The 24,570-nt window shown below is 72.2% G+C and carries 18 protein-coding genes; 7 read left to right on the plus strand and 11 right to left on the minus strand.

What is annotated here, in order from left to right; genetic code table 11:
- Positions 1–146 precede the first annotated feature (146 nt).
- The 4 genes from ACFXPK_RS09075 to ACFXPK_RS09090 form a co-directional block, all read right to left on the minus strand.
- Positions 147–314 carry a hypothetical protein gene (locus ACFXPK_RS09075; RefSeq protein ID WP_384999096.1) on the minus strand — a complete coding sequence of 56 codons (168 nt, stop codon included), beginning with the start codon at positions 312–314 and terminating at the stop codon, positions 147–149.
- A gap of 146 nt (positions 315–460) precedes the next feature.
- Positions 461–616 (minus strand): hypothetical protein, encoded by a 156-nt coding sequence (locus tag ACFXPK_RS09080; RefSeq protein ID WP_384999099.1) that lies wholly within the window; start codon positions 614–616, stop codon positions 461–463.
- Between the two features lie 230 nt (positions 617–846).
- Entirely contained in the window at positions 847–4,023 is a 3,177-nt protein-coding gene (locus ACFXPK_RS09085; RefSeq protein WP_385073251.1) for a BTAD domain-containing putative transcriptional regulator, read from the minus strand.
- Positions 4,024–4,270: 247 nt separating this feature from the next.
- The gene (locus ACFXPK_RS09090) at positions 4,271–5,785 is read right to left on the minus strand and encodes a CehA/McbA family metallohydrolase (protein ID WP_384999105.1); all 1,515 of its coding nucleotides are present in this window, start codon (positions 5,783–5,785) and stop codon (positions 4,271–4,273) included.
- A 193-nt stretch (positions 5,786–5,978) separates the two neighbouring features.
- Here ACFXPK_RS09090 and ACFXPK_RS09095 point away from each other — a divergent pair, with 193 nt between their 5' ends.
- On the plus strand, positions 5,979–6,806 hold the full coding sequence (locus ACFXPK_RS09095; protein WP_384999108.1) for an LLM class F420-dependent oxidoreductase: 828 nt from the start codon (positions 5,979–5,981) through the stop codon (positions 6,804–6,806).
- Between the two features lie 39 nt (positions 6,807–6,845).
- Here the strand turns inward: ACFXPK_RS09095 and ACFXPK_RS09100 are convergent, their stop codons facing one another.
- The 3 genes from ACFXPK_RS09100 to ACFXPK_RS09110 are packed head-to-tail and all read right to left on the minus strand — an operon-like array spanning position 6,846 to position 8,160.
- Positions 6,846–7,109 (minus strand): DUF397 domain-containing protein, encoded by a 264-nt coding sequence (locus ACFXPK_RS09100; RefSeq protein ID WP_385073255.1) that lies wholly within the window; start codon positions 7,107–7,109, stop codon positions 6,846–6,848.
- Entirely contained in the window at positions 7,102–7,293 is a 192-nt protein-coding gene (locus ACFXPK_RS09105) for a DUF397 domain-containing protein (RefSeq protein ID WP_385073259.1), read from the minus strand. The genes ACFXPK_RS09100 and ACFXPK_RS09105 overlap by 8 nt, the downstream gene beginning before the upstream one ends.
- Positions 7,294–7,308: 15 nt before the next feature.
- Positions 7,309–8,160 carry a helix-turn-helix domain-containing protein gene (locus tag ACFXPK_RS09110; RefSeq protein WP_385073262.1) on the minus strand — a complete coding sequence of 284 codons (852 nt, stop codon included), beginning with the start codon at positions 8,158–8,160 and terminating at the stop codon, positions 7,309–7,311.
- 219 nt (positions 8,161–8,379) lie between these two features.
- On the opposite strand from ACFXPK_RS09110, the gene ACFXPK_RS09115 reads away from it, so the two are divergent.
- The 5 genes from ACFXPK_RS09115 to ACFXPK_RS09135 all read left to right on the plus strand — a co-directional run bounded on the left by ACFXPK_RS09115 (position 8,380) and on the right by ACFXPK_RS09135 (position 17,486).
- Positions 8,380–8,832 (plus strand): ATP-binding protein, encoded by a 453-nt coding sequence (locus ACFXPK_RS09115; protein WP_385073264.1) that lies wholly within the window; start codon positions 8,380–8,382, stop codon positions 8,830–8,832.
- Between the two features lie 127 nt (positions 8,833–8,959).
- Positions 8,960–11,557, plus strand: a complete 2,598-nt coding sequence (locus tag ACFXPK_RS09120; RefSeq protein ID WP_385073267.1) for a bifunctional FO biosynthesis protein CofGH — start codon at positions 8,960–8,962, stop codon at positions 11,555–11,557.
- A 53-nt stretch (positions 11,558–11,610) separates the two neighbouring features.
- Complete coding sequence (locus tag ACFXPK_RS09125; protein ID WP_385073270.1) at positions 11,611–14,916, plus strand: tetratricopeptide repeat protein; 3,306 nt, start codon at positions 11,611–11,613, stop codon at positions 14,914–14,916.
- A 124-nt stretch (positions 14,917–15,040) separates the two neighbouring features.
- On the plus strand, positions 15,041–16,282 hold the full coding sequence (locus ACFXPK_RS09130; protein ID WP_384999129.1) for a DUF418 domain-containing protein: 1,242 nt from the start codon (positions 15,041–15,043) through the stop codon (positions 16,280–16,282).
- An 88-nt stretch (positions 16,283–16,370) separates the two neighbouring features.
- Entirely contained in the window at positions 16,371–17,486 is a 1,116-nt protein-coding gene (locus ACFXPK_RS09135; RefSeq protein WP_384999132.1) for an ADP-ribosylglycohydrolase family protein, read from the plus strand.
- Here the strand turns inward: ACFXPK_RS09135 and ACFXPK_RS09140 are convergent.
- From ACFXPK_RS09140 to ACFXPK_RS09155, 4 genes are all read right to left on the minus strand, one after another.
- Complete coding sequence (locus ACFXPK_RS09140) at positions 17,446–19,026, minus strand: sodium:solute symporter family protein (RefSeq protein WP_384999135.1); 1,581 nt, start codon at positions 19,024–19,026, stop codon at positions 17,446–17,448. The two genes, ACFXPK_RS09135 and ACFXPK_RS09140, sit on opposite strands and share 41 nt — an antisense overlap.
- A gap of 456 nt (positions 19,027–19,482) precedes the next feature.
- On the minus strand, positions 19,483–19,689 hold the full coding sequence (locus ACFXPK_RS09145; protein WP_385007252.1) for a DUF397 domain-containing protein: 207 nt from the start codon (positions 19,687–19,689) through the stop codon (positions 19,483–19,485).
- 217 nt (positions 19,690–19,906) lie between these two features.
- A complete protein-coding gene (locus ACFXPK_RS09150) occupies positions 19,907–20,764 on the minus strand; it encodes a helix-turn-helix domain-containing protein (RefSeq protein WP_385007250.1) in 858 nt (285 codons plus the stop codon).
- A 419-nt stretch (positions 20,765–21,183) separates the two neighbouring features.
- Positions 21,184–21,927 carry a GPP34 family phosphoprotein gene (locus tag ACFXPK_RS09155; protein WP_329825054.1) on the minus strand — a complete coding sequence of 248 codons (744 nt, stop codon included), beginning with the start codon at positions 21,925–21,927 and terminating at the stop codon, positions 21,184–21,186.
- Between the two features lie 192 nt (positions 21,928–22,119).
- Here ACFXPK_RS09155 and ACFXPK_RS09160 point away from each other — a divergent pair, with 192 nt between their 5' ends.
- A complete protein-coding gene (locus ACFXPK_RS09160) occupies positions 22,120–24,549 on the plus strand; it encodes a D-alanyl-D-alanine carboxypeptidase (RefSeq protein WP_385073276.1) in 2,430 nt (809 codons plus the stop codon).
- Positions 24,550–24,570 lie beyond the last annotated feature (21 nt).

Genomic DNA, 24,570 nt, shown 5'->3' on the forward strand with positions numbered 1-24,570 from the left:
TTTTGATTACCGTCGCGGGGGCGGGGTTTTGTTTACACGAGACCGCGGCGGGCCGGGGGGGGGGCCGGGGGCGGCGCCCCGCCCCACCCCGCTTCGGTCGTCGGTCGTCGTGCGTGGTACGCGGTGCGTCGGTCGTCGGCCGCGGATCAGGTGACGTGGACGTCCTGGGTTTCGACGGTGACATGCTGGTCCTGGGGGTGGTCGGTGACGTGGTGGTCACCGGCGAGGGCGGGCGACGCCGCCGTGGCTCCCGCGCCGACGATCAGAGCGGCCGTGACCAGGACTCTCTTGGCAAGCGTTATTTCACGTGTCATGTCGAAATTCTTTCCGGTAGGCACTGCCGCAACCGTCGACGGCGCATCGGTAAGTGGTATCCGGGGTTCCGGCCCCTGACACGCCAGGGCCGCGGCGGCTCCCCCTCCGCGCCGCCGCGGCCGATACCCCCGTCGAAGAGGCTTGTTCAGGCAGGCTCGCTGGTGACGTGCGTGTCGTCCTGCGTCGTGAGCTCCCCGCCGGTGACATGCGTGTCCAGCGGCTTCGGCGTGGTGTCCGGCTCGCCGGTGACGTGCGTGTCGCCCTGCGGCTTGACGATCTGCTCGGTCTTCTTCTCGCTCATGGCTGAACTCCCTCGTCTGGAGCGATCTGGTGGGGCATGAGGCCCGCCCGGCCGTTCCCCCGAATAAGCCGGACGGGCGTCTCAAGGCCGCCCACCCTAGGGGTTCGGCCTCACATCGATCCGTCTGCCCCCCGACGCAACGGATTCGACGTGGACGACAATGCCGTGTACCGCTAAACGATTGATGAACGTGCAGGCCAGCCCCGTGTGCGACGGGGCTGACGGGGCGGTTACGCGGCTGCGGCGGAGGTGATGAGGGTGTGCACCTCTGTCGCCTCGGGAGAATCGAGTTCCTCGAAGATGCCCAGCGCCTCCTGCCAGCAGACCTGGGCGCGCCCCGTCTGCCCTATGCCGTTCAGGGCCCGGCCGAGCGCGGTCAGCACCTGGGCGCGCCGCCACTCCCCGCCGATCCCGCGCAGCACGGTCAGCGCCATCTCCGCGCTGGACGCGGCCGGCGCGGGGCGCCTGCCCGCGAGATCGACCTCGGCGAGACGGAACAGCGTCATCCCCTCCCAGAGCCGCTGCCTGCTGTCCCGGAAGGTCTCCAGGGCGTCCGCGAGCTGCTGGGCCGCGTCGGAGAGATGGCCGCTCTTGGTGAGGGCGACGGCCAGCGCGTAGCGGGCGTTCGCGGCGCGCAGGGCGTTGCCCATCCGCTCGTAGATCCGGATGCCCTCCCTGGCCAGGGAGACCGCGCTCGCCGTACGCCCCATCGAGAGATGCGCACGGGAGAGGTTGCAGAGCGCGGACGCCTCGCCGGGAGGGTTCTCGCCCGCCCGGAAGTCCTCGATGGCGCGCAGCAGATGGACCTCGGCGTCCGCGTTCCGGTTCTGGTAGATCGCGATCGCGCCCCGGAGGTTGCTCACCCAGCAGACCGTCAGCGCGTCGCCGGTGCGCTCCGCCAGCGTCATCGCCTGCCGGGTCTCCTCGTCGGCCTGGTCGAACCGGCCCGTGACCAGGTGCACGTTGCTCAGCGCGATCAGCGCCCGGCCCTCGGCCCGGTCGTCGCCGAGGGCGCGCGCCGCCTCCAGTACGGTCCGCGCCGTCGACTCGTACTCCTTGGCGTTGGCCCCCGACTCGCCGAGGTCCAGCGACGCCCAGAGCAGGTCGACCGCCCGGCGCAGCGTGGCCGTCGCGGCGGCGTGGCCCGCCGTGTCCGCGCCGTGCGCACCGGAGCCCGCGGCCGTCGCCGGGGAGCCGTCGGCGGACTGGCGTACGCAGGCCAGCAGGCAGTTGGCCTCCGCGTACAGCCAGTCCTGCGCGTGGTGCCGGTCGGGGAACGACAGGCCCGTGTACGAGGCCGGCTCCAGGTGGTCGACCAGCCGGTCGCCCGGCCGCTCCAGCGCGTACACCCGCGCCGATGTCGTCAGGTAGAAGTCCAGCAGCCGGGAGAGCGCGGACCGCCGCTCGGTGGGGCCCTGTTCGTCGCGCTCGGCGCAGGCACGCGCGTAGAGCCGTACGAGGTCGTGGTAGCGGTAGCGGCCCGGCGCCGCCGACTCCAGCAGGGACGTGTCGACCAGCGACTCCAGCAGGTCCTCCGCCTCCCGCTCGTCCAGGTCGAGCAGGGCCGCGGCGCCCGCCAGCGAGATGTCGGGGCCGTCGGCCAGCCCGAGCAGCCGGAACGCCCGTGCCTGGGTGTGGTCCAGCGCGCCGTAGCCCAGTTCGAAGGTGGCGGCGACCGCGAGGTCGCCCGCCTGCAACTCGTCCAGCCTGCGCCGTTCGTCGGCGAGTTTCGCCGCGAGGACCGAGACCGTCCAGGTGCGGCGGGACGCGAGGCGCGAGGCCGCGATCCGGATGGCGAGGGGGAGGAAGCCGCACGCGGCGACCACGTCGAGCGCCGCCTCGCGCTCCGCCACGACCCGCTCGGGGCCGACGATGCGGGTGAAGAGCTGGAGCGCCTCCTCCGGCGACATCACATCGAGGTCCACGAGGTGCGCGCCGGCCAGGTCCACCAGCCGGGAGCGGCTGGTGATCAGCGCCGCGCATCCGGTCGTCCCGGGCAGCAGCGGCCGGATCTGCGCGGAGTCCCGGGCGTTGTCCAGCAGGACCAGGACGCGCCGGCCGTCGAGCGCCGAGCGGTAGAGCGCGGAGCGCTCGGCGAGCGAGTCGGGGATCTCGGCATCCGCGGTGCCGAGCGCGCGCAGGAACGAGCCCAGGACGGCCTCCGGCTCCGCGACCCGGGTCCCGGCGCCCTGGAGGTCCACGTACAACTGGCCGTCGGGGAAGTGCGCGCGCGCCGCGTGCGCGACGTGCACCGCGAGCGTGGTCTTGCCGACGCCGCCGATCCCGGCGAGCGCGGAGACCGCCATGACGGACCCCTCGGCGGTGGCCAGCCGGTTGCCCAGCTCCCGTACGAAGGCGTCGCGTCCCGTGAAGTCCGGCACGGTCGCCGGTAGTTGGGCCGGGCGCGGCAGCGAGTGGACCGGCTCGGGCTCCTCCGGCGGGCGCGCCAGGTCCTCGTCCGCCTGGAGGATGCGGCGTTGCAGCTCGGAGAGTTCGGGCCGGGGGTCCACGCCCAGCTCGTCGGCGAGCAGCCGGCGCGTGTCCGCGTACACGGCGAGCGCCTCCGCCTGCCGACCGCTCCGGTAGAGCGCCACCATCAGCAGCTCGCGCAGCCGTTCGCGCAGCGGGTGCGCGGCGGTCAGGGCGGTCAGTTCGGAGACGGCCTCCGTGTGCGCGCCGACCTCCAGATCGAGGTCGAGCAGGTCCTCGGTGAGCTGGAGCCGCCACTCCTCCAGCCGGGTGCGCTGCGTCTCGGCGTACGGTCCCGGCACGGAGGCCAGCGTCTCGCCGTCCCACAGGTTCAGCGACTTGCTGATGAGGGAGCGCGCCTGGCCCCGGTCGCCGGCGGCGCGCGCCTTGTCCGCGTGGGCGGCCAGTTCCTGCGCCACGTTGAGGTCGAGGGCGTCGGGGTCGGTCCGCAGCGCGTAGCCGCCGGACTCGCTGACGAGCACGCCGGGGGCGAGGACCTTGCGCAGCCGGGAGGCGTACGTACGGACGGCGGCGAGTGCCTGCGAGGGCGGTTCGTCGCCCCAGAGCCCGTCGATGAGTTCGGCGGCGGTGGCGGTACGGCCCTCGCGCAGCAGGAGCGAGGCGAGCAGGGCGCGCTGCTGCGGCGACCCGGGGGGCAGCGCTTCGCCGCCGCGCCAGGCGCGTACGGGGCCGAGCACGCTGAAGCGCAGATGGGCGGAGGCGTTGGGGGTGCCGGGCACGGTGCTGTCGGCCTTGCCGTTGAGCACCTTGTCCTCGATCACCCTGCTGTCGATCGCCCGGGCGTCGCGACGGGCGTCGCGACGGGCGCCGGGGGAGGCGCCGTTGGCGGTGCTTCTGGTCGCGCCGGTCCTGTCCCTGTCGCTCGGCGCGGCCGGAGTCCACTGCTCCGGTACACGTGGCCCGCCGTCGAGGCCCATAGCTCCCCCTGCCCGCCGCTCACCGGTATCGCCCCGCACAGTCTGCCTTGTCGGCGGCTGTGCGTCAGCAGCGAGTAAGGCTCTGCACAAGCCCTCGACAGGTTCCGGACCCTATGTGGCCCAAGTGCTACGGGCGAACGAGGGGGCGGAGCGGTCCCTCCGCCTCCCTCGTGGTCTCTCTACCCCTTCTCCCTCCGCCGACCCGTCCGAAACGGACGCGAAGCCGTCCGGGAGCGGCGCGGGGCCGCTACTCCCCGAGGAAGACCGGGTTCGTGAACGCCGCGAGCGCGCCCGGCAGTCCGGTCACCTTCGGGGGGTGCCGCACCTCGGCGCGCACGTAGGCGGCGTACGAGGCGGTCGTACGCCACTCCACCGTGCCCGAGCCCGACCCGGGCAGCGCGGAGCTGTACAGCGGCCCCTGGTCGGTGACGAAGTAGGCGGTGCAGCCCGGGGCGCCGGTCACCTCCAGGCGTACGGTCACCGGGGCGTCCGGGGCGACGCGCAGCCGCTCGCCGATGGACGCGTGGAGCCCCCGGCCGCCCGCCGCGCCGAAGGTCAGCGAGACCGCCGCGGACTCGGCGACGTAGCTGTGGCCCGCGCGGATCCCGGCGAGGATCGCCTCGCGGGAGAGGTCGTCGGCGAGGACGACGGTCTGCGGGGTGCCGATCGGGTCGGGGTCGCGGTGGGCGTCGCTGTTGCCCATCGCGGGGGTCCACCGCCGCCCGCCGCCACCGGAACGTACGGACGCCACCAGCAGGTTGTCCCATTCGGCGAGGGAGATCTCGTCGTCCGGCGTGTACGCGCCGTTCCACACCTCCACCGCGTCGGCGTCGGCGAAGCCGAACTTCCAGTTGCAGCCGATGCAGGTGCCGTGGGGGTGGGCGGGGACGACGAGGCCGCCCGCGCGGGAGATCTCGCGCGCGAAGCGCCCGAAGCGGTTGTCGCGGGCGCGGTAGCGCCAGTCGATGAACGTGCCGGGGTCCGTACCGAGCGCGAGGACATGGCCGTTGCGGGTGGTGACCTCCTCGCCGGTGAGGATCAGCAGGTCGTCGCCCCACAGCCCGTCCCAGGCGCGGTGTGCGGAATACGTGTTGTGCTCACTGGAGTTGATGAAGTCGAGCCCGGCCGCGCGGGCGAGCGCGGCGATCTCGGCGGGGGTGCGCCGCCCGTCGGAGTGGACGGAGTGGATGTGGCAGTCGCCCCGGTACCAGGCCCGGCCGCGCCCCTTGGCCCGCTGGGGCGGGTGGACGGGCGGCGGGGTGGTGCCGGGGGCGCCGTAGGTGAGGGTGATGGTGATCTCGTACGGCAGCCCCTGCGGCGCCACGGTGTACGGGCCGAGCGCGAGGTGCCAGGTGCCGGCGCGGACCGGGCCCGGGATGTAGCCGGGGGTGGCCGCGTCGGCGCGTACGAAGAACTCGGTACGGGCGCCGCCGGACCAGCCGCGGAAGCCCCGGCCGCCCAGCTCCGTGCCGCGCTCGTCGAAGAGCCCGATGTCGAGGGCGTTGCCCTGGGTGCCGGCCGGGACGGCGGGGCGCTCGTACGCGTAGGCGACATGGATCTCGTTGACGCCGCGCGGCACCTCGACGGGGAGGTGGACGAAGTCGGGGGAGCCGGGCGGCAGGGTGCCACGGACGGTCCTGGTCCGTCTGCCGTCGGCGGTGGGGGAGCCGGAATCGGCGTGCGCGAAGCTCACGGTACTCAACGTAAGGGCGGTGGCGGCTCCCGTCACCAGGAGACCGCGTCGTCCGAGGGGCTGGCTCATACCGGCTGCTCCAGAGGTGAGAGAGGAGGGTCCCGCCACTCTCGTAGCCCGCGGTGAACCCGGGCGCAAGGCCCGGCGGTCGACGGATGGCGGGAACGCAGCCGGTGGATTGCGTCCCGGCGCGTACTTACCCGCAGGTAACACGGACGGTACGGTGACGCGGACCGACCGACCGACGACGGAGGCACGACGCATGCGGATCGCGACCACGATCTTCCTCACCGACGAGACCATCACCCCCGTACGGCTCGCACGGGAGCTGGAGCAGCGCGGATTCGCCGGCCTCTACCTGCCCGAGCACACCCACATCCCGGCCGAGCGGACGACCCCGTACCCGGCCGGGGGCGAACTCCCGCGCGAGTACGGCCGTACGCTCGACCCCTTCGTGGCCCTCGGCCAGGCCGCGGCGGTCACCGAACGGCTCGGGCTCGGCACCGGCATCACGCTGGTCGCGCAGCACGACCCGATCGACCTGGCGAAGCAGATCGCGACCCTGGACCACCTCTCCGGCGGGCGTTTCACGCTCGGCGTCGGCTTCGGCTGGAACAAGGAGGAGGCCGCGGACCACGGGGTCGAGTGGTCGACGCGCCGCGCCCTCACGGGCGAGCGCCTGTCGCTGATGCGGGCGCTCTGGGCGGCCGAACCGACCGCGTACAAGGGCGAGTTCGCCTCCGTGCGGGCGAGCGTGGCGTTCCCGAAGCCGGTACGGGGCAACCCCCGCACCCTGATCGGCGGCGCGGCCGGCCCGAAGCTCTTCGCGCAGATCGCCGAGAGCGCCGACGGCTGGCTCCCGATCGGCGGCCGGGGCCTGACGGAGGCGCTGCCCGCGCTGCGCACGGCCTGGGAGGAGGCGGGCCGCGCCCCGGAGACCTTGCAGGTCGTGCCGTACGCGACGCTCCCCAGCGAGGGAAAGCTGGCGCACTACGCGGAGCTGGGCATCGAGGAGGTCGTCCTCCAACTGCCCTCGGCGGGCGAGGCGGAGGTCCTGCGCGCGCTGGACGCGTACGCGCCGTACGTGTGAGACGGGGGCGCGGCGGGCCGGGCGGGGGCGGGGCGGGACTCAGGACGGGTCCGCGACGCCGTCCCCGTCCCCGTCGCGGCCCTCGCCCACCTCGGCGAAGTGGTCGAACTCCCCGGCCAGGACGCCCTTCACGAACGCCTCCCACTTCATCTGGTTGGTGGTGACGACGGTGTCGGGGTCGCTGGTCTCCCGGAGATGGATCAGATCCCCGGCCCCGGCGGCCACCTCGATCCAGGGGCCGGGCCCCTCGTCGCCCTCGGGGGCGGCGCGGACCCATTCGAGACCGGTGGGTACATCAGTCATGGCGGTGGGACTCCTTGAGCGAGCGCAGGAACCCGGCCCAGGTGTCCGGGTCGGTCGCCAGTATGGAGCGCGCGGGGTCTCCGGTCTCGGTGAGGCGTATGGCGCGACCGGGCGTCGCGGCGACGCTCAGACAGGCGTCGCCCTCGCCGCAGAACGAAGACCTCTGCCAGTTGTCCATGGCCATGAGTGATCCTTTCGGTCAGAGCTGCTGAGCGATGGAGTGGATGAAGTCCCTGGATCTCGCCGGGCCGAGTGCGACAGCTTCCATACGGCCGAGCAGTGTCCGGTACTTCTGGAGCTGTGCTTCGGCGTCCAGAAGGACGGAGCCGTGTGACTGGTCGAGATGCACCGTGTCGAGCTGCGGTACGGGGCCGACCGCGTACGCCACCGACTGCCCCGAACCGGGGTACGCACCGGCGTCGAAGGGGATCACACTGAGGGCGATGTGCTCGCGTTCCCCCATGGTGAGCAGGTGTTCCAGTTGACGCCGAGCCGTCGCCGCGCCCCCGAACTTCATCCGCAGCGCGGCCTCGTGGACGATCACCGAGTACTGGATCGGCTCCGCACGGTAGATGACGTCCTGGCGTTTGACGCGGTGGGAGACGCGGTGTTCGATCTCGGGCGGCGACAGTTCGGGTACCACCTGCTGGAACACCACCCGGGCGTGCTCGGCGGTCTGGAGCAGTCCCGGGATGTGGGCCGTGTACGCGGTGCGGAGCGCCAGGGCGTGGTGTTCGAGCTCGGCCAGGTCCAGCAGTCCGGTGGGGAGGATGCTCCGATACTGCTCCCACCAGCCACGTGACCGGTCGCCCGTCATATCCATGAGCGCCGAGACGTACGCCTCGTCCTCGCAGCCGTACGCATCTGCCATGGCCCGAATCCGGTCGGCACTGACCCCGAACCGGGCGGTCTCGACATTGCTCAACTGCCCCGAACTGGTGCCCAGCAGGTGTGCCGCCGCGCTCGCCGTCATCCCGGCCCGCTGACGCAGCCTCCGCAGCTCCGTCCCGAGGCGGACACGGCGGGCCGTGGCGGGTGGCTTCGCGGTCATGCAACTCCTTCTGGGCGCCGCGCGATGAGCGACATCACTCACATGAGGGAATCCGGCATGAAATTACTCGGATTCTGACAAAGTTTCTTTGTGGCGACTCTAGTCTCTGGGTCAAGGCACCGCCTGGAAGCACCCCGCTCGACGGAGCGACCTGGTCACCGGGCATCGCGCCTCGCATCCCCACACCTGGGTAAATCCCCTCCGCGATCGGAGACTTCCGTGCAAACCGTATCCCCGTACTGCGCCTACACGCTCCAACTCCCGCCCGATCCCCGCGCCCCCTCAATCGCCCGGGGCACCGTCCGTCACGTGGTCAGGGCGCACGGCATGGGCGAGCTGGCCGACACGGCGGAACTGCTGGCCAGTGAACTGGTCACCAACGCGTACCGGCACGCGCCGGGCCCGTACGCCCTGCGTGTCCGCACCCTGGAACCGCACCGGCTCCGCGTCGGCGTCTGGGACAACGACCCCGAGATCCCGCCGCCGTTCAACGGCGAGCTCCTCACCCCGCCGGTGTCCGGTCCCGCGACCGGAGCCCTGCCGGAGTGCGGGCGAGGGTTATGGCTCGTACAGCTTTACGCCGACGACTGGGGCGCGTACCGCTTCGGCGAGCGGTCCGGGCACCTCGGGAAGCTGCTGTGGGCGGAGTGCGCCCTGAAGGGCGACGCGTAGGCCGGCCGCCGGTCGGGGCGGGGCGCGGCGTGTCCCTTTCGGCTCCGTTCATTCCCGGCGCCGGAGAGACATGTGCCACCTCTTGTCGGGCGGCCAAGATCCACCCCCGCGCTCGTATGCTCGGAGGATGACGACGAGCGCACCGCAGGGCCCCGGGCCCGGACAGCCGACCGCCAACGGCATGCGCCGTGCCCTCAAGCGTGCCCGTGACGGTGTCGCGCTCGATGTCGCCGAGGCCGCCGTGCTGCTCCAGGCGCGGGGCGCCGACCTCACCGACCTGGCCGGGTCGGCCGCGCGGGTGCGGGACGCCGGGCTCGCGGCGGCCGGGCGGCCCGGGGTGATCACGTACTCCCGTAAGGTCTTCATCCCGCTCACCCGGCTCTGCCGCGACAAGTGCCACTACTGCACGTTCGTCACCGTGCCCGGCAAGCTCCGCCGCGCCGGGCACTCCATGTTCCTCTCGCCCGACGAGGTGCTGGCGATCGCCCGGCAGGGCGCCGAAATGGGCTGCAAGGAAGCGCTGTTCACCCTCGGCGACCGGCCCGAGGACCGGTGGCCCGAGGCGCGGGAGTGGCTGGAGGCGGAGGGGTACGACGACACCCTCGCCTATGTCCGTGCCATGGCGATCCGGGTCCTGGAGGAGACCGGGCTGCTGCCCCACCTCAACCCCGGGGTGATGTCCTGGACCGACCTCCAGCGGCTCAAGCCCGTCGCGCCGAGCATGGGCATGATGCTGGAGACCACCGCCACCCGCCTGTGGTCCGAGCCCGGCGGCCCCCACCACGGCTCGCCCGACAAGGAGCCCGCCGTCCGGCTGCGGGTCCTGGAGGACGCCGGCCGGTCCAACGTGCCGTTCACGACCGGGGTGCTGATCGGTATCGGGGAGTCGTACGAGGAGCGTGCCGACGCCCTCTTCGAGCTGCGCCGCATCCAGCGGGCGTACCACGGTCTCCAGGAAGTCATCGTCCAGAACTTCCGGGCGAAGCCCGACACCGCGATGCGCGGCATGCCCGACGCCGAGCTGGAGGAGCTGGCCGCCACCATCGCCGTCGCCCGGCACATCCTGGGCCCCTCCGCCCGGATCCAGGCGCCGCCGAACCTGGTCGACGCCGAGTACGCCCTGCTCATCGGCGCGGGCATCGACGACTGGGGCGGGGTCTCGCCGCTCACCCCCGACCACGTCAACCCCGAGCGCCCGTGGCCGCACATCGACGAACTCGCCGCGCGGACCGCCGAGTCCGGCTTCGAGCTGCGCGAACGCCTGACCATCTACCCGGAGTTCATCCAGCGCGGCGAGCCCTGGCTCGACCCCCGGCTGCTGCCGCACGTACGGGCCCTCGCCGACCCGGAGACCGGGCTCGCGCGCGAGGACGTCCGCCCGGCAGGACTGCCCTGGCAGGAGCCGGACGAGGGGTTCACCGCCACCGGGCGCACCGATCTGCACCGCACCATCGACACCGAGGGCCGCACGGGCGACCGGCGCGACGACTTCGACGAGGTGTACGGGGACTGGGAGGCGCTGCGCGAGGCCGCGGCCCCCGGCATGGTGCCCTCCCGTATCGACACCGACGTACGGACCGCCCTCGCGCAGGCGGCCGACGACCCGACGAAGCTCACCGACGACCAGGCGCTCGCGCTGCTCCACGCCGACGGGCCCGCGCTCGACGCGCTCACCCGGATCGCGGACGAGCTGCGCCGCGACACCGTCGGCGACGACGTCACGTACATCGTCACGCGCAACATCAACTTCACCAACGTCTGCTACACGGGGTGCCGGTTCTGCGCCTTCGCCCAGCGCCGTACGGACGCCGACGCGTACACCCTCTCCCTCGACCAGGTCGCGGACCGCGCCCAACAGGCGTGGGAGGTCGGCGCCACCGAGGTGTGCATGCAGGGCGGCATCCACCCCGACCTGCCCGGCACGGCCTACTTCGACATCGCGCGGGCCGTGAAGGAACGCGTCCCCGGCATGCACGTCCACGCCTTCTCGCCGATGGAGGTCGTCAACGGCGCCTCGCGCACGGGGCTTTCGATCCGCGAGTGGCTGACGGCCGCCAAGGAAGCGGGGCTCGACTCCATCCCCGGCACGGCGGCCGAGATCCTGGACGACGAGGTCCGCTGGGTCCTCACCAAGGGCAAGCTGCCGACGGCCACCTGGATCGAGGTCGTCACGACCGCCCATGAACTGGGCATCCGCTCCAGCTCCACGATGATGTACGGCCATGTCGACCAGCCCCGCCACTGGCTGGGCCACTTCCGTACCCTCGCCCGGATCCAGCAGGAGACCGGCGGCTTCACGGAGTTCGTGACGCTGCCCTTCATCCACACCAACGCCCCCGTCTATCTGGCCGGTATCGCCCGCCCCGGCCCCACCGACCGGGACAACCGCGCGGTGATCGCGATGGCGCGGCTCCTGCTCCACCCGCACATCCCCAACATCCAGACCAGTTGGGTGAAGCTCGGCACGGAGGGCGCCGCCGAGATGCTGCGCTCCGGCGCCAACGACCTGGGCGGCACGCTGATGGAGGAGACCATCTCCCGTATGGCGGGCTCCAGTTACGGGTCCTACCGTTCGGTCAAGGACCTGGTCGCCATCGCGGACGCGGCGGGGCGCCCGGCGAAGCCGCGCACGACGCTGTACGGAGAGGTTCCCGAGGAGCGCGTCAGGGCGGCGGCGGCATCGGACGGACACCTGCCGGAGCTGCTGCCCCTGCTGGCAGACTGAGCGCCGAGGGAACGCCCGGGAACGGGCGTGCCGGGACACGGGGGAGTGCGTACGTGGCGCAGGCGCAGGCGGAGTCCGACCGACCGTCGATGGCCGAACTGATCGCGCGGCGACGCCGGTTCGTCGGCCGGGGCGCCGAACTCGCGGCGTTCCGCGAGAACTTCGGCCACCCGCCCGAGGACGAACGCCACCGCTACCTCTTCCACGTCCACGGCAACGCGGGCGTCGGGAAGACCTCCCTCGTACGGGAGCTGGAGCGGACCGCCCGGGAGTGCGGCGCGCTGACCGCGTACGTGGACGAGTCGGCGGGCAGCGTCCCCGAGGCGCTGGCCGCGATCGCCGAACAGCTCGGCCGGCAGGGCCATCCGCTCAAGCAGCTCGACCGGCAGCTCGCCACCTACCGGCAGCGCAGGCACGAGGCGGAGTCGGCCACCGAGCCGGGCGCGGACCCGGCCGCCGCCTCCGCCGGGTCCACCGCCGTGGTGACGGCCGGGATGATCGGGCTCCGGATGGTCCCGGTCGTCGGACCGTTCGCCGACGCGGTCGACCCCCAGCACCTCGCCGCGGGCGCCGACCGGCTCCGCGCCACCCTGAGCGCCCGCTTCCGCGACCAGGAGGACGTCCAGCTCGTCCTGAGGCCGGACCAGGTCCTCACCCCCGTGCTGGTCTCCGAACTCACCGGGATCTCCCGCGACATCCCCTGGATCGCGCTCTTCTTCGACACGTACGAACGCACCGCGCCCTTCCTCGACACCTGGCTGCGCGACCTGATCAAGGCGGGCCGGTACGGGGACTTCCCCGGCCGCGTCGTGGTGACGCTCGCGGGCCAGCGCCCCCTCGACCCCGCCTGCTGGGGCGGGTACGGGGAGTTCGCCACCAGCCTGCCGCTGGCGCCCTTCACGGAGGGCGAGGCGCGCACGCTCCTCGCCGCGAAACGGGTCACCGACGAATCCGTCGTGGAGGAGGTGCTGCGGCTCTCCGGCGGCCTGCCCGTCCTCGTCTCCACCCTCGCCGAGAACCAGCCGACGGACCCGGACGACGTGGGCGACCCCAGCGCCACCGCCGTCGAACGCTTCCTCAAGTGGGAACAGGACCCCGTACGGCGCTCCGCCGCCCTCGCCTGCGCCCTGCCCCGGCGGCTGGACGAGGACGTCTTCCGCGAGACCGTCCCCGAGGACGCGGCGGGGCTGTACGACTGGCTGCGGACGCTGCCCTTCGCCCTCGGCAGGGACGGCGGGGTCGCCTACCACGGTGTGGTGCGCGCCCCCATGCTCCGCCTCCAGCGCACCCGCTCCCCGCGCAACTGGCGCGAACGGCACACCGCGCTCGCCGCGACCTTCGCCCGCTGGCGCGCCGAGACGGAGACGGAGCTGCCGGCCGACGAAGTCTGGGAGAGCGCGGAGTGGCGCGCGCTGCGCTTCGAGGAGACCTACCACCGGCTCTGCGCGGCCCCGCGCGGCGCGCTCCCCGGGGCGCTGCGGGACGTGGTCGAAGGCTGCCGCGAGAGCCCGCCGGCGGCGGCCCGTCGCGCGGCCCGGGTGCTCGCGGAGGCGGGCGAGGACACCGGAGACGGGACCGCCCGCGACTGGGGGCGGCGGCTGCTGGCCGCGCTCGACGACGACCAGCACGGCGTACGCGATGCCCTCGGCCTGCTGCTCGACCGGGCCGGACTCGACACCCCGGGCCGGGCCGCCGCCCACCGGGTCCGGGGGGCCGAGCTGCGCGAGGAGGGCGCTTACGCGCGGTCCCTGGCCGAGTACGACCGCTCGCTCGCGCTCGACCCGGACGAGCCCCGGGCGTACTTCGGCCGGGGGCTCACCCATCAGGCGGACGGCGACCACGACGCCGCCCTGGCCGATCTGCGCCGGGCCGACGAACTGGCCCCGGACACGTACTGGATCCTGGAGGAGTACGGGGAGGCGCTCCGGCTCGCCGGCAGGCTCGACGAGGCCGTCGAGCTGTTCGACCGCGTTCTCGTCCTCGACCCGACCGAGGCGTTCGCCCTGGCGTCCCGGGGCGTCGCCCACCACGCGCTCGGGCGGCACGACGCCGCACTCGCGGATCTCGACCGCGCTCTGGAGCTGGACGACGCGTATTTGTGGGCGCTGGTCCGCAGAGCCCGCCTGCTGCGGCACATGGGGGAGCCCGACCGGGCCTTCGCGGATCTGGACCGCGCCGTCGAACTGGCGCCGGACAGCGCCTGGATCGCCTCGGAACGCGGCGACGCCTACCGGATCGGCGGGCGGAACGAGGACGCGGAGCGGGAGCTGACCCGCACCCTGGAGATCGAGGCCGACCACGCCTCGGCGCTGGCGGGGCGCGGCTATGTCCGCCACCGGCTGGGGCTGCACGCCGAGGCGCGCGCCGATCTGGACCGGGCGGTCGAGCTGAGCCCCGAGTACGCCTGGGCGCTGGCGCACCGCGCCGCTCTGCGGGAGGAACAGGACGATGCCACCGGCGCGCTGGCCGATCTGGAGCGGGCCGCAGAGGCCGAACCGGGCATCGTGTGGATCCGGCGGGAGCGAGGAGAGGCCCGGCGGGCCGCCGGGCTCCACGAGGAGGCGGTCGCGGATCTCACCGCCGTGCTGGAGCGGCGGCCCGACGACGACTGGGCGCTCTCGCTGCGCGGCAGGTCCCACCGCGCCCTCGGGCGCCACGGCGACTCCCTCGCGGACCTGGACCGTGCCCTGGAGGCCGATCCGGCCAACCCGTGGCACCACTACTTCCGGGCCCGTACGGCGCTGGCCACGGGCCGCGCCGAGCAGGCCCACGCCGGCTTCCTGCGGAGCGCCGAGCTGAACCCGGACCCGGCCCCGGCGGACCTCGCCCGGCGCGCGGTGGCCAATGTGAGCCTGCTGCTGGGCCGGCCCGAGGAGGCGCTCCGGCTACTGGACGGGCTGACCACCGACGAGGACGACGACCGACTGGACCGCTGCGAGGCGCTGCGCCGCACCGGGCGGTGGGCCGAGGCGCTGGAGACCGCCGAGCGGTGCGCCGCGGAGAAGCCGGTGTACGGCACGGTCCAGCGGGCCCTGACGGTGACCGTGGCACACGGGGCGGACGCCGGGGCCCCGGTCTGGCGGGAGCTGGAGCGGCGCATCGCGGAGACCGCCGACCCGCCGGAGGACATGCGCGCCTACGGGAACGCGCTGTGTTCGGCCGCCCGGGGGGACGGGGAGGCGCTGGACGCCGCGTTCGCCGCCCTGCGCGCCACGGAGCACGAATGGGACGACCTCGCGCAACTGGCCTCGGACCTCGGCGAGTTGCTGGAGGCCCCCGGCACCGACACGGCCGTCCTGAGCCCCCGCCTCGCCCAGGTGGCTGCCGCCGCCGACGCGTTCGCCGCCCGCTGGGCGTAAACCCGGGACGTACCGAAGCCTCGCAGCCGGGTACCTGAGCCTCGTGCCCGCAGACCGAAGAGACCCGCCCGCGCTACTTTCGTCGGATGTCGCCGACCGTGCACGCTCCGTACCGTCGTACGGTATGACAGCACCCCTTCCGACCGAGCCCGCCACCTCCGGCACGCCCGCCCCCGGACAGGCCCCGACCGCGCGCCTCGCGGATGTCGACGCGCTGCGCGGCTTCGCCCTCCTCGGCATCCTGATGGTCAACATCGGTTTCTTCGCGAGCGGTTACACCCTGCTGGACACGCCCGACCCGGCGCGCGACGCGTGGCACGACCATCTCGCCTCGGGGGTGGTCGAGTTCTTCTTCGAGTCGAAGTTCTATCTCCTCTTCTCCTTCCTCTTCGGCTACAGCTTCACCCTCCTGCTCAACTCCGCCGCCGCGCGCGGACTCTCCTTCCGGCCCCGCTTCCTGCGGCGGATCGGCGGGCTGTTCCTGATCGGCGTCGCCAACGCGGTGCTGCTCTTCTACGGCGACATCCTCGTCACGTACGCCGTTCTCGGTCTGGTGCTCTTCCTCGTACGCGGGATCTCGCCGCGCCGGGCGCTGTGGGTGGCCGGGATCGTCACCGGGGCGGTCCTGTTCGTCCTCCTGGCGCTGGCCGTCCTCGTGGTCCTCATCGACAGCGCCTCCGCCGCGCCGACCGCCGCCGAGCGGGCCGCCATGCTCGCCGACGGGCGGGCGGCCACCGAGGCGATGCGGGGCGGGTTCGGCTCCGTCGTCGAAGGGCGGCTGGACGCGCTGTCGACCGCGTTCCCGATGATCCTCTTCTTCCAGGGGCCGCTGGCCTTCTCCGCGTTCCTGGTCGGACTGGCCGCGGGCAAGCACCGCGCGCTCGACCACACCGCCGCCGCCGACCCGGACGCCTACCGGCGGAAGCTGCGGCTCATCCAGCTCGTCGGCTTCCCGGTCGGGATCGCGGGCTCGCTCTTCTACACCCTCGCCGCCGACGACAACCTCTTCGCGCCCGCCGCGAACACCGCCACCGCGCCCTTCCTCACCGCCGCGTACGTCGCCACCCTGCTGCGCGTCTTCCGCACGGAGCGCGGCGCCCGGCTGGGCGAGGTGCTGGCGCGGCCGGGCCGGATGGCGCTCACCAACTACCTGAGCCAGTCGCTGCTCTGCGGTCTGGTCTTCACCGGGATGGGGCTCGGTCTCGTCGGGCGGATGCCGTACGCCGGGATGATCGCCGTCGCCGTCGGGATCTACGCCCTCCAGGTGGTGTGGAGCGCCTGGTGGATGCGGCGGTTCCGGATCGGTCCCGTGGAGTGGCTGCTGCGCGCCGTCACGCACCTGGAGCGGCCCGCACTGCGCGTCTGAGTGCGCCCGCGACCCGCTGTCCCCGTTCGATTACAGTGCTGCGCAGTCGCGCGCGGACACATCGGGGGCCAACAGGGGAGGGGGACGTGTGAGCACACCGTCCGGAGCCGTCTGGGGCCGTGCCGAGCAGCAGGACTTCCGCAGCCGGGTACGGGGCGCGCTGCTCGGCGGCGCCCTCGGGGACGCGCTCGGCGCCGGGGTCGCCACGCTCACCCTCGACGAGATCAGGGCCGCGCACGGAGGGGACGGTGTGGCCGACCTCGTCCCCGCCTACGGCCGGCGCGGCGCCGTCACCGCCTCCACCCAGCTCACCCTGTTCACCGTCGACGGTCTGATCCGCGCCCAGGTGCGCCGGGACACCGGCGCCTGGCATCCCCCCTCCGACGTGCACCGTTCGCATCTGCGCTGGGCGGCGACGCAGCGCGACTGGGGGCCCGACCTGCGCCGCAAGGACAACGGGTGGCTCGCCCAGGAGGAGTGGCTGTACGTGCGCCGCGACCCGACGATCTCCTGCCTCACCGGCTTCGGCGACCAGGTGATGGGCACCCTCGACCGGCCCAAGAACCCCATCGCGCGGGACGCCGGAGCCCTCGTACGGTCCGCGCCGTTCGGGCTGCTCGTCGGGTGGGAGCCGCAGTTGGTCTGCCGGCTCGCCCTGGAGTGCGCCGTCCAGACGCACGGCTCCCCGGGGGCGTTCATCTCGGCGGGCGCCTTCGCCGTGATGGTGCACGAGGTGGCGCGCGGCGGGACGCTGGAGGCGGGCGTGGAGCGCGCCTGTGTGCTGATCGCGCCGAGCACCGGCCACGAGCCGGTCACCGCGGCCCTGCGGCAGGCGCTCGACCTCGGGCGCCAGGGCGTGCCGGGTCCCGAGCGGATCGGCGCGCTCGGCGACGGGCGCACCGCCGAGTCGGCGCTCGCCGCCGCCGTCTACTGCGCGCTCGTCGCCGAGGACGTACGCCACGGACTGCGTCTCGCCGTCAACCACGACGGCCCGTCCGCCGCCACCGGCACGCTCTGCGGATCGCTGCTGGGCGCCCTGCACGGTGAGACGGCCCTGCCGCCCGCCTGGCTGGCGGAGCTGGAGGGCCGGCCCACCCTGCTGGAGATCGCGGACGACTTCGCGATGGAGATGACCCAGGGGCCGGCGCTGCACAGCCCGGCGGTCACGGAGTCGGGGTGGCTGACCCGCTACCCGCGCGGCTGATCCCGCCGCCCTTCCCGTTGGCGTCGCCCTCCCCGTCGGTCGCCTCGTGGCCGTCCCCGTCGATCCGGCCGAGCAGCGCGTCCCGCTCCGGGGTGTCCTCCGGCTTCAGGAAGCCGATCACCACGTACAGCACCAGCGAGACCGCGAGCGGTACGGAGACCTGGTACTGGAGCGGCACACCGCCCTCCACGCTCCAGTTGATCGGGTAGTTGACCAGCCAGAACGCCAGCAGACCCATCGCCCAGCTCACCAGCGCCGCCGTCGGGCCCGACCTGCGGAACGGCTTGAGCAGCCCCAGCATGAACGGGATCGCGATCGGCCCCATCAGCCCGGCCACCCACTTGATGACGACGGTGATGATGTCCTTGAACGTCGGCGAGTTGACCTGGGTGGCGATCGCCATCGACAGCGCCAGGAACGAGATCGTCGACAGCCGCGCCGCCAGCAGCCCCGCCCGGTCCGACCAGTGGCGCGCCGCGCGGGAGAGCACCGGAGCGATGTCCCGGGTGAAGACCGCCGCGATGGCGTTGGCGTCCGACGAGCACATCGCCATGGTGTGCGAGAAGAAGCCGACGATGACCAGACCCAGCAGCCCGTGCGGCAGGAGCTGTTCGGTCATCAGGGCGTACGAGTCGGAGGCGTCCGGCTTCTGCGCCTCCACGAGCAGCGGCGCGCACCACATGGGGAAGAACAGGACCAGCGGCCACACCAGCCACAGGGCGGCGGAGAGCCGCGCCGAGCGCGTCGCCTCCCGGGCGCTGGCCGTGGCCATGTAGCGCTGCGCCTGGTTCCACATGCCGCCGTTGTACTCGAAGGTCTTGATGAAGAGGAACGCCAGCAGAAACGTCACGGTGTACGGGCCCGCCGTCGGCTCCGCGTGGCCGTCGGGGAGCTTGTCCCACACCGTCCACAGCGCGCTGAAGCCGCCGAGCTTGCCCATGACGGCGACGAGCATCGCGATACCGGCGAAGAGCTGGATGACGAACTGGCCCAGCTCGGTGAGCGCGTCGGCCCACAGTCCGCCGACGGTGCAGTAGATGCCGGTGATGACACCGGTGATGAGGATGCCCTGGTTGAGGGAGATCCCCGTGAAGACGGAGAGCAGGGTGGCGATGGCGGCCCACTTGGCGCCCACGTCCACGATCTTCAGCAGCAGCCCGGACCAGGCGAGCGCCTGCTGGGTTCTCAGGTCGTACCGGTTCTTGAGGTATTCGAGCGGTGAGGCGACCCGGAGCCGGGAGCGCAGCCGGTTGAGCCGGGGCGCGAAGATCTGCGCGCCGATCCCGATCCCGATGGCGATGGGCAGGGACCAGGTCACGAACGAGGTGACGCCGTAGAGATAGGCGATGCCCGCGTACCCGGTGAACATCACGGCGCTGTAGCCGGACATGTGGTGCGAGATGCCCGACAGCCACCAGGGCATCTTGCCGCCCGCGGTGAAGAAGTCGCTGACATTGTCCACGCGCTTGTGCGACCAGAGCCCGATCGCGATCATGACTCCGAAATACGCGATGAGCACGATCCAGTCGAGGCTGTTCATGTCACCCCTCCAGGGGTCCGCCTGATGAACGTCGGAGCGCTTCGTCAGAGGGCGCGTTCCGGTCGGCGGTAACCCCGTGCGGGAGCGGGGACTTGGGGATTGAACCGCCTGCCGGGGCGGCGGGTCAAGGGTGTGGTCGGTCAAGGACGTGAACGCAGATCAGGAAGTCGAACGGTTTTGCCTGTTCTTGACCTTCCGTGGCGTTGTCGTGGCCGTGATCGCGCACACACGATGAGCGAGCACTTCGTCAGCGGGCTCCGGCGCTCCTGCCACCGGGCCACGTACGCACACGGAAGCGGCCGGACGGAAACGGCCGAACGGATACGGCCGCGCGGGATGCGGGTCCCGCGCGGCCGGGCATGGCCGAGCCCCCTCGGCCAGGACGGCGGACCGGTCGAGAGGGCTCTGTCTGTGGTGCGGTGAAACAGTGGTGCCGGCGTCGCCGGCGGACCGGCCTCAGGAGAGGTCGGCGCCCCTGCCCAGGTCCTGGACGAAGGCGTTCCACGAGCTGGGGACGAAGGAGATCGACGGCCCCTCGGGCGCCTTCGAGTCCCGGACGGCGACGGCCTGGACGACGGGGGACCTGACCTCTACGCATGCGCCGTTTCCACCGGAGTACGAGGACTTCGTCCACGTGTCCGTAGCGCCCTGAAGGATTGCCATATTCGCTCCGGTTCAGCAAGTGAGGTGAAATAGCGCCAACTTCTTGTTGGCATGATCGACGCTACTCGCCTCCTTTGCTGAGCGGGGCGCGCGTTCACTCGTCCGGATGGTCTATCCCCGAATAGCCTTACGGGAAAACGTGGTTGAGGTGTATGCTGGCCCCTCCCGCTGCATAAAAGCGGATCAGTTCGACAATCCGGACCAACGTGGCAGCCGCTCAGCGGGCGTAGTCCTTTGCGATTTCCGCGATGTACTGCCGGGTCTGATCGGCATTCAGGGCCTGCGCGCGCAGATGTTCGTACATCACGCTGTACTTCTGCACATCATTGGCCTTCTCCAGATAAAGGTCGCTCGTCACGCCCTCGATGTAGACAACGCTGGAGTCCGAGGCATCGGGGAATTCGAGAATCGCGTAGTGACCGGTGATTCCGGGATGCGCGCCCATGTCGAAGGGCAGCACCTGCACGGTCACATGCGGCAACTGCGACTGCTCCAGCAGGTGTTCGAGCTGCTCGCGCATGAGCTGGCGGCTGCCGACGACCCGGCGCAGCGCCGCCTCGTCCACCACGGCCCAGAGCCGCAGCGGCTCCTCGGGCGCGTTGATCCGGTCCTGCCGCCGCAGCCGTACCCCGACCCGCTTCTCGACGTCCGGTACGGCCGACTCCGGCAGCGCTCCGTTGATCAGCGCCTCGGCGTACGGACGTGTCTGGAGCAGCCCGGGAACCACCTGGGGCTCGAACACGCGCAGCGAGGCGGCGTCCGTCTCCAGTCCGATGTAGACGCTGTACGGAATGTCGCCGAAGGCGTGCCACCACCCCTGCTGACGGGAGTCCTTGGCCATTTGCATAAGCGAGTCGACGATACGGCTGTCCTCGACCTCGTAGACCCCGCAGAGATCGCGCACATCGCGCTGACTGATCGAACGGCGGCCGTTCTCCAGTCGGCTGATCTTCGACTGGGAGACCAGCAGGCGTTCCGCGACTTCCTCGGCCGTCATGCCTTTGAGTTCGCGAAGCCGGCGCAACTCCTGGCCCAATCGGCGTCGCCTGACGGTGGGATTGACGTTGGACGCCACGGAAACTGCACCTCCGGCTGGATAGCTGTAGCTGTACGTATCTACTGCTCAGCAGACTGCCACCAAAGGTCCCGACTGCGCTGGGAAATGGCTACAGAGGTGATTGCGCCGTTCTGCGCGCCTCGTCGCACGCCCTCGCGCGCGCCCTGGCGCCGGTCCGGCGGCCCCGGGGGCTCCCCAGGGCCCCGCGACCGCTGGAACCCTGTCACAGGTCCGTCACAGGTGTGTGAGGCCGTGGCCAAGGGTTCGGGGCTCCGGAGGGCCGACGCGCGACGCGCGGGGCGGCCGGTGGTGCCGGCTGCCCCGCGCGTCCTGTGCGGCTCCCGAACCGGGTCTGGGGACGTCGGTGCGGCGGATCGTTCTGCGCGGGCCGTGCGTGTCCGTGCCCGCCGGAGCGGGCTCGGGCGCCTGCCCCGTACTCAGTGCGCCGGTACGCGCGCCATGCCACCGCGCTGCGGCTGCATGGGCACGCCACCGACCGGCCGGGCGCCGGCCGGAGCGCTGGGAGCGCCCTGGGCCGGGTTGCGGCGCGGCTGTGCGCCCACCCCGTTCTGGACGTCCATCACGGCGTGCGCCACGAGACCGCCCATCGGGTCGTGTCTGATCAGGTCCCGGAGCCGGGAGCGCGACGAGCGCCCCTCGTTCCCGGGGTAGAGGTGCTTGCCGAGTCCGACCGCGTGGGCCAGTGCGGCGAGCGCCGCGGTCCGCGGGTCCGGCGGAACGCCGGTGCGGATCGCACTGTCCAGCCGGGACCTGATTTCCCGGCTGATCGCCGTCTCCGTCGCCTGGTAGCGAGTCGTCGGCAGCACTCCGCACATCTGGCCCGCCACGGCATGCACCATGCCGCACCGCTCCAGATGCGAGAGATAGGTCTGGCGCAGCCCCAGGCGGGGCCCGCCGATCCAATGGACGGCCCGGACCGGGCTGCCGCGTCTGCGCAACAGCTCCAGTGCGGAGTCCAGAGTCGGATCTCCGGTCGGCCGTGGCATCACCACGGCGATACGATCCCCGTCAGGGGCTATCCGTCCTGCCAGAGCCAGCTCCACTAGCTGTGCTCCGGCCAGGCCGAGGTCGAGCGACTGCGGCTGCGCTGTGGTACCCGTGGCCGGGTCCAGAGCGAGCAGCAGAAGCTCCTCCGGAATTGTTCTGCGGCTCCTGCCCATCCATGCCTCCCCGCGTGGATGAGTGACAGGGTGACCCCTCTCACAATGGTCTGTCGAGGGTGCCTGGGTACTTTGTGCGGGAACCGTTATGTATGTCGTTCTCGTCTAGCACCCGGGCCGAGGTCCCAGAGCGGGACACTGATAGATGCTTCGGACAGTGCGGTACGTCGGTTGAGACATGAAGGAGACACGGTGGCGGGCGAGTCCCCCGACAAGTCGGATCAGCGGAAGTCGTCGGGGGAGGCGGTTTCCGGCGAACGCGACCCGAGGCTCACGGTCTTCCGTGAATCGGCCTCGTCCGCGGCGGGCGGAGCCGACGGGACCGACCGGTCGGACTCCGGCTCCCGGGGATCGACGAAGGTTGCGACCGCAAATCGCACCGAGGGCTCCACGTCGGATTCCGAGGACGGCCCGGCGGAGGCCGAGGGCTCCGGAGAGGCGGACGGCGACCGCATAACGGCGGCGCCGGAGCGCCCGGAGTCCGAGCGGGCCACGTCCGAGCGGCCCCCGTCCGACGACCGGACGATGACGCTGAAGGGCGACGGCTCGTCGCCGTCCTGGGCGAGGCGGGAGACGGCGGCCGAACCGGAGCCGGAGAAGCCGGAGCAGCAGGAGAAGGCCGAGAAGTCCGGGAAGGCCGAGGGGTCCGAGAAGTCCGGGGCCGGGTCCGCGGACGCGGGCGACGCGAAGGACGAGGACGCGCACGACGGGAGCGCGAAGGACGAGGACGCGGAGGCGCCCGGGGAGCCGAAGGCCGCCGGGGCGCCCCCGGAGCCCAAGAGCCCCCGGGAGCCGGAGGGTTCGCAGGAGTCCGGGAGTTCCGAGGAGTCCGGGAGTCCTCAGGCGCCCGAGGCGAAGAAGTCCGACGCGGAGGAGTCCGAGGCCCCTGAGAAGCAGCCGGAGAAGCCCCAGGACCGTACGGACGCCAAGGACGCCAAGGACGCCAAGGGCTCCGCGGAGCCCAAGGGAGCGCCGGTGAAGGCCGGTTCGGCGTCCGGTTCGACGTCCGAGCCCGGCTCCGACTCCGACTCCGGCTCCGACGCCAAGCCGGTCGACCAGGCCACCGCCGTCTTCCGGACCCTTCCCAAGCCGGCCACCGACCAGCCGACCACCGCGCTCAAGCTGCCGAAGCCCAGCGCCACCGAGGACGGCGGCAAGGACGCGAAGAAGGGCGAGACTCCGGCGGAGCGGACGAGCACCTTCGTCCCCCTGCGCCGTGACGACCGTCCCGCGCCGTCCGCCGAGCCCGCCGCGTCCGAGCCGGCCTCCGCACCGGCGCCCGCCCCCGCGCCGTCCGGGATCCCCGAGGCCGAGCGGACCCGGCAGCAGCCGATGCCGCCGATGCCCCCGCTCGACCTGCTCGCCGAGCTGACCAACAAGCCGGCCCCGCCGGAGACCCCGGTCCGCACGATGGTCCGCCGGGTCAAGATCTGGACGCCGCTGGTGCTGCTCGCGGTCGTCGTCTTCGCGGTCGTCCAGTCGGTACGGCCGCTGCCCGATCCGCAGCTCTCGCTCACCGCGGCGTCCACGTACTCCTTCGAGGGCGACAAGCCCGCGCTGCCGTGGCCCGACCACGGGCAGGGCGTCATGTCGGTGGCGGGTCTCGGGACCGTGGACTCGTTCGGTGAGGCGAAGCCGGTGCCGATCGCCTCCGTGACCAAGTCGATGACGGCCTACATCATCATGCGGGACCACCCGATGAAGGTGGGCCAGGACGGTGCGCAGATCCCGGTCGACGCCCTGGCGGAGAAGGAGGGCGGCTACGACGAGTCCGGCAACGAGTCGACGCTGAACACGATCAAGGCCGGCGACAAGCTCTCCCAGAAGGACGCGCTCAGCGCCCTCATGATCCCGTCGGCGAACAACGTGGCGCGGCTGCTCGCGCGCTGGGACGCCGGTTCGCAGGACGCGTTCGTCAAGAAGATGAACGAGGCGGCCGAGGAACTCGGGATGAAGGACACGAAGTACACCGACCCCTCGGGTCTCGACGCGACGACCGTCTCCACCGCGGCCGACCAGGTGAAGCTGGGGCTGGAACTGGTGAAGATGCCGGCCCTGATGGTGATCACCCAACTGCCGTCCTGGATCGACCCGTCCGGCAAGAACTGGCCCAACTGGAACACCCTGGTGCCCTACAACGGAGCCATCGGGATAAAGACCGGTACCACCACCAAGGCCGGCGGCAACCTGCTCTTCGCCGCGACCAAGGACGTCGACGGCACGAAGCAGTATGTCGTGGGCGCCATCCTCAGCCAGCGGGGCCCCTCGATCATCGACGCGGTCAACGCGGCGAGCAAGAAGGTCCTGATCCCCACGCGCGAGCTGCTGGAGTCGAAGACCGTCGTGAAGAAGGGGCAGACCGTCGGGTACGTGGACGACGGTCTGGGCGGCCGGACGCCCGTGGTCGCCACGAAGGACCTGAAGGCGGCCGGCTGGGCGAGCCTCAAGGTCTCCGTCTCGCTCACGGACGAAGGCAGGACGATCGCGCAGACCGCCGCCGCGGGCACCGTGGTCGGCCAGTTGACCGTCGGATCCGGTCCCGGCCAGGTGACGGCCCCGGTCGCCCTCCAGAGCGACAAGGCCGAGCCCGGCTTCGGCTCGAAGCTGACCCGCGTCGGCTGACCCGCCGCGGCACCGTACGAA

Origin of the sequence: Streptomyces sp. NPDC059142 (assembly GCF_042755665.1) — a bacterium.
Taxonomy (GTDB): Bacteria; Actinomycetota; Actinomycetes; order Streptomycetales; family Streptomycetaceae; genus Streptomyces.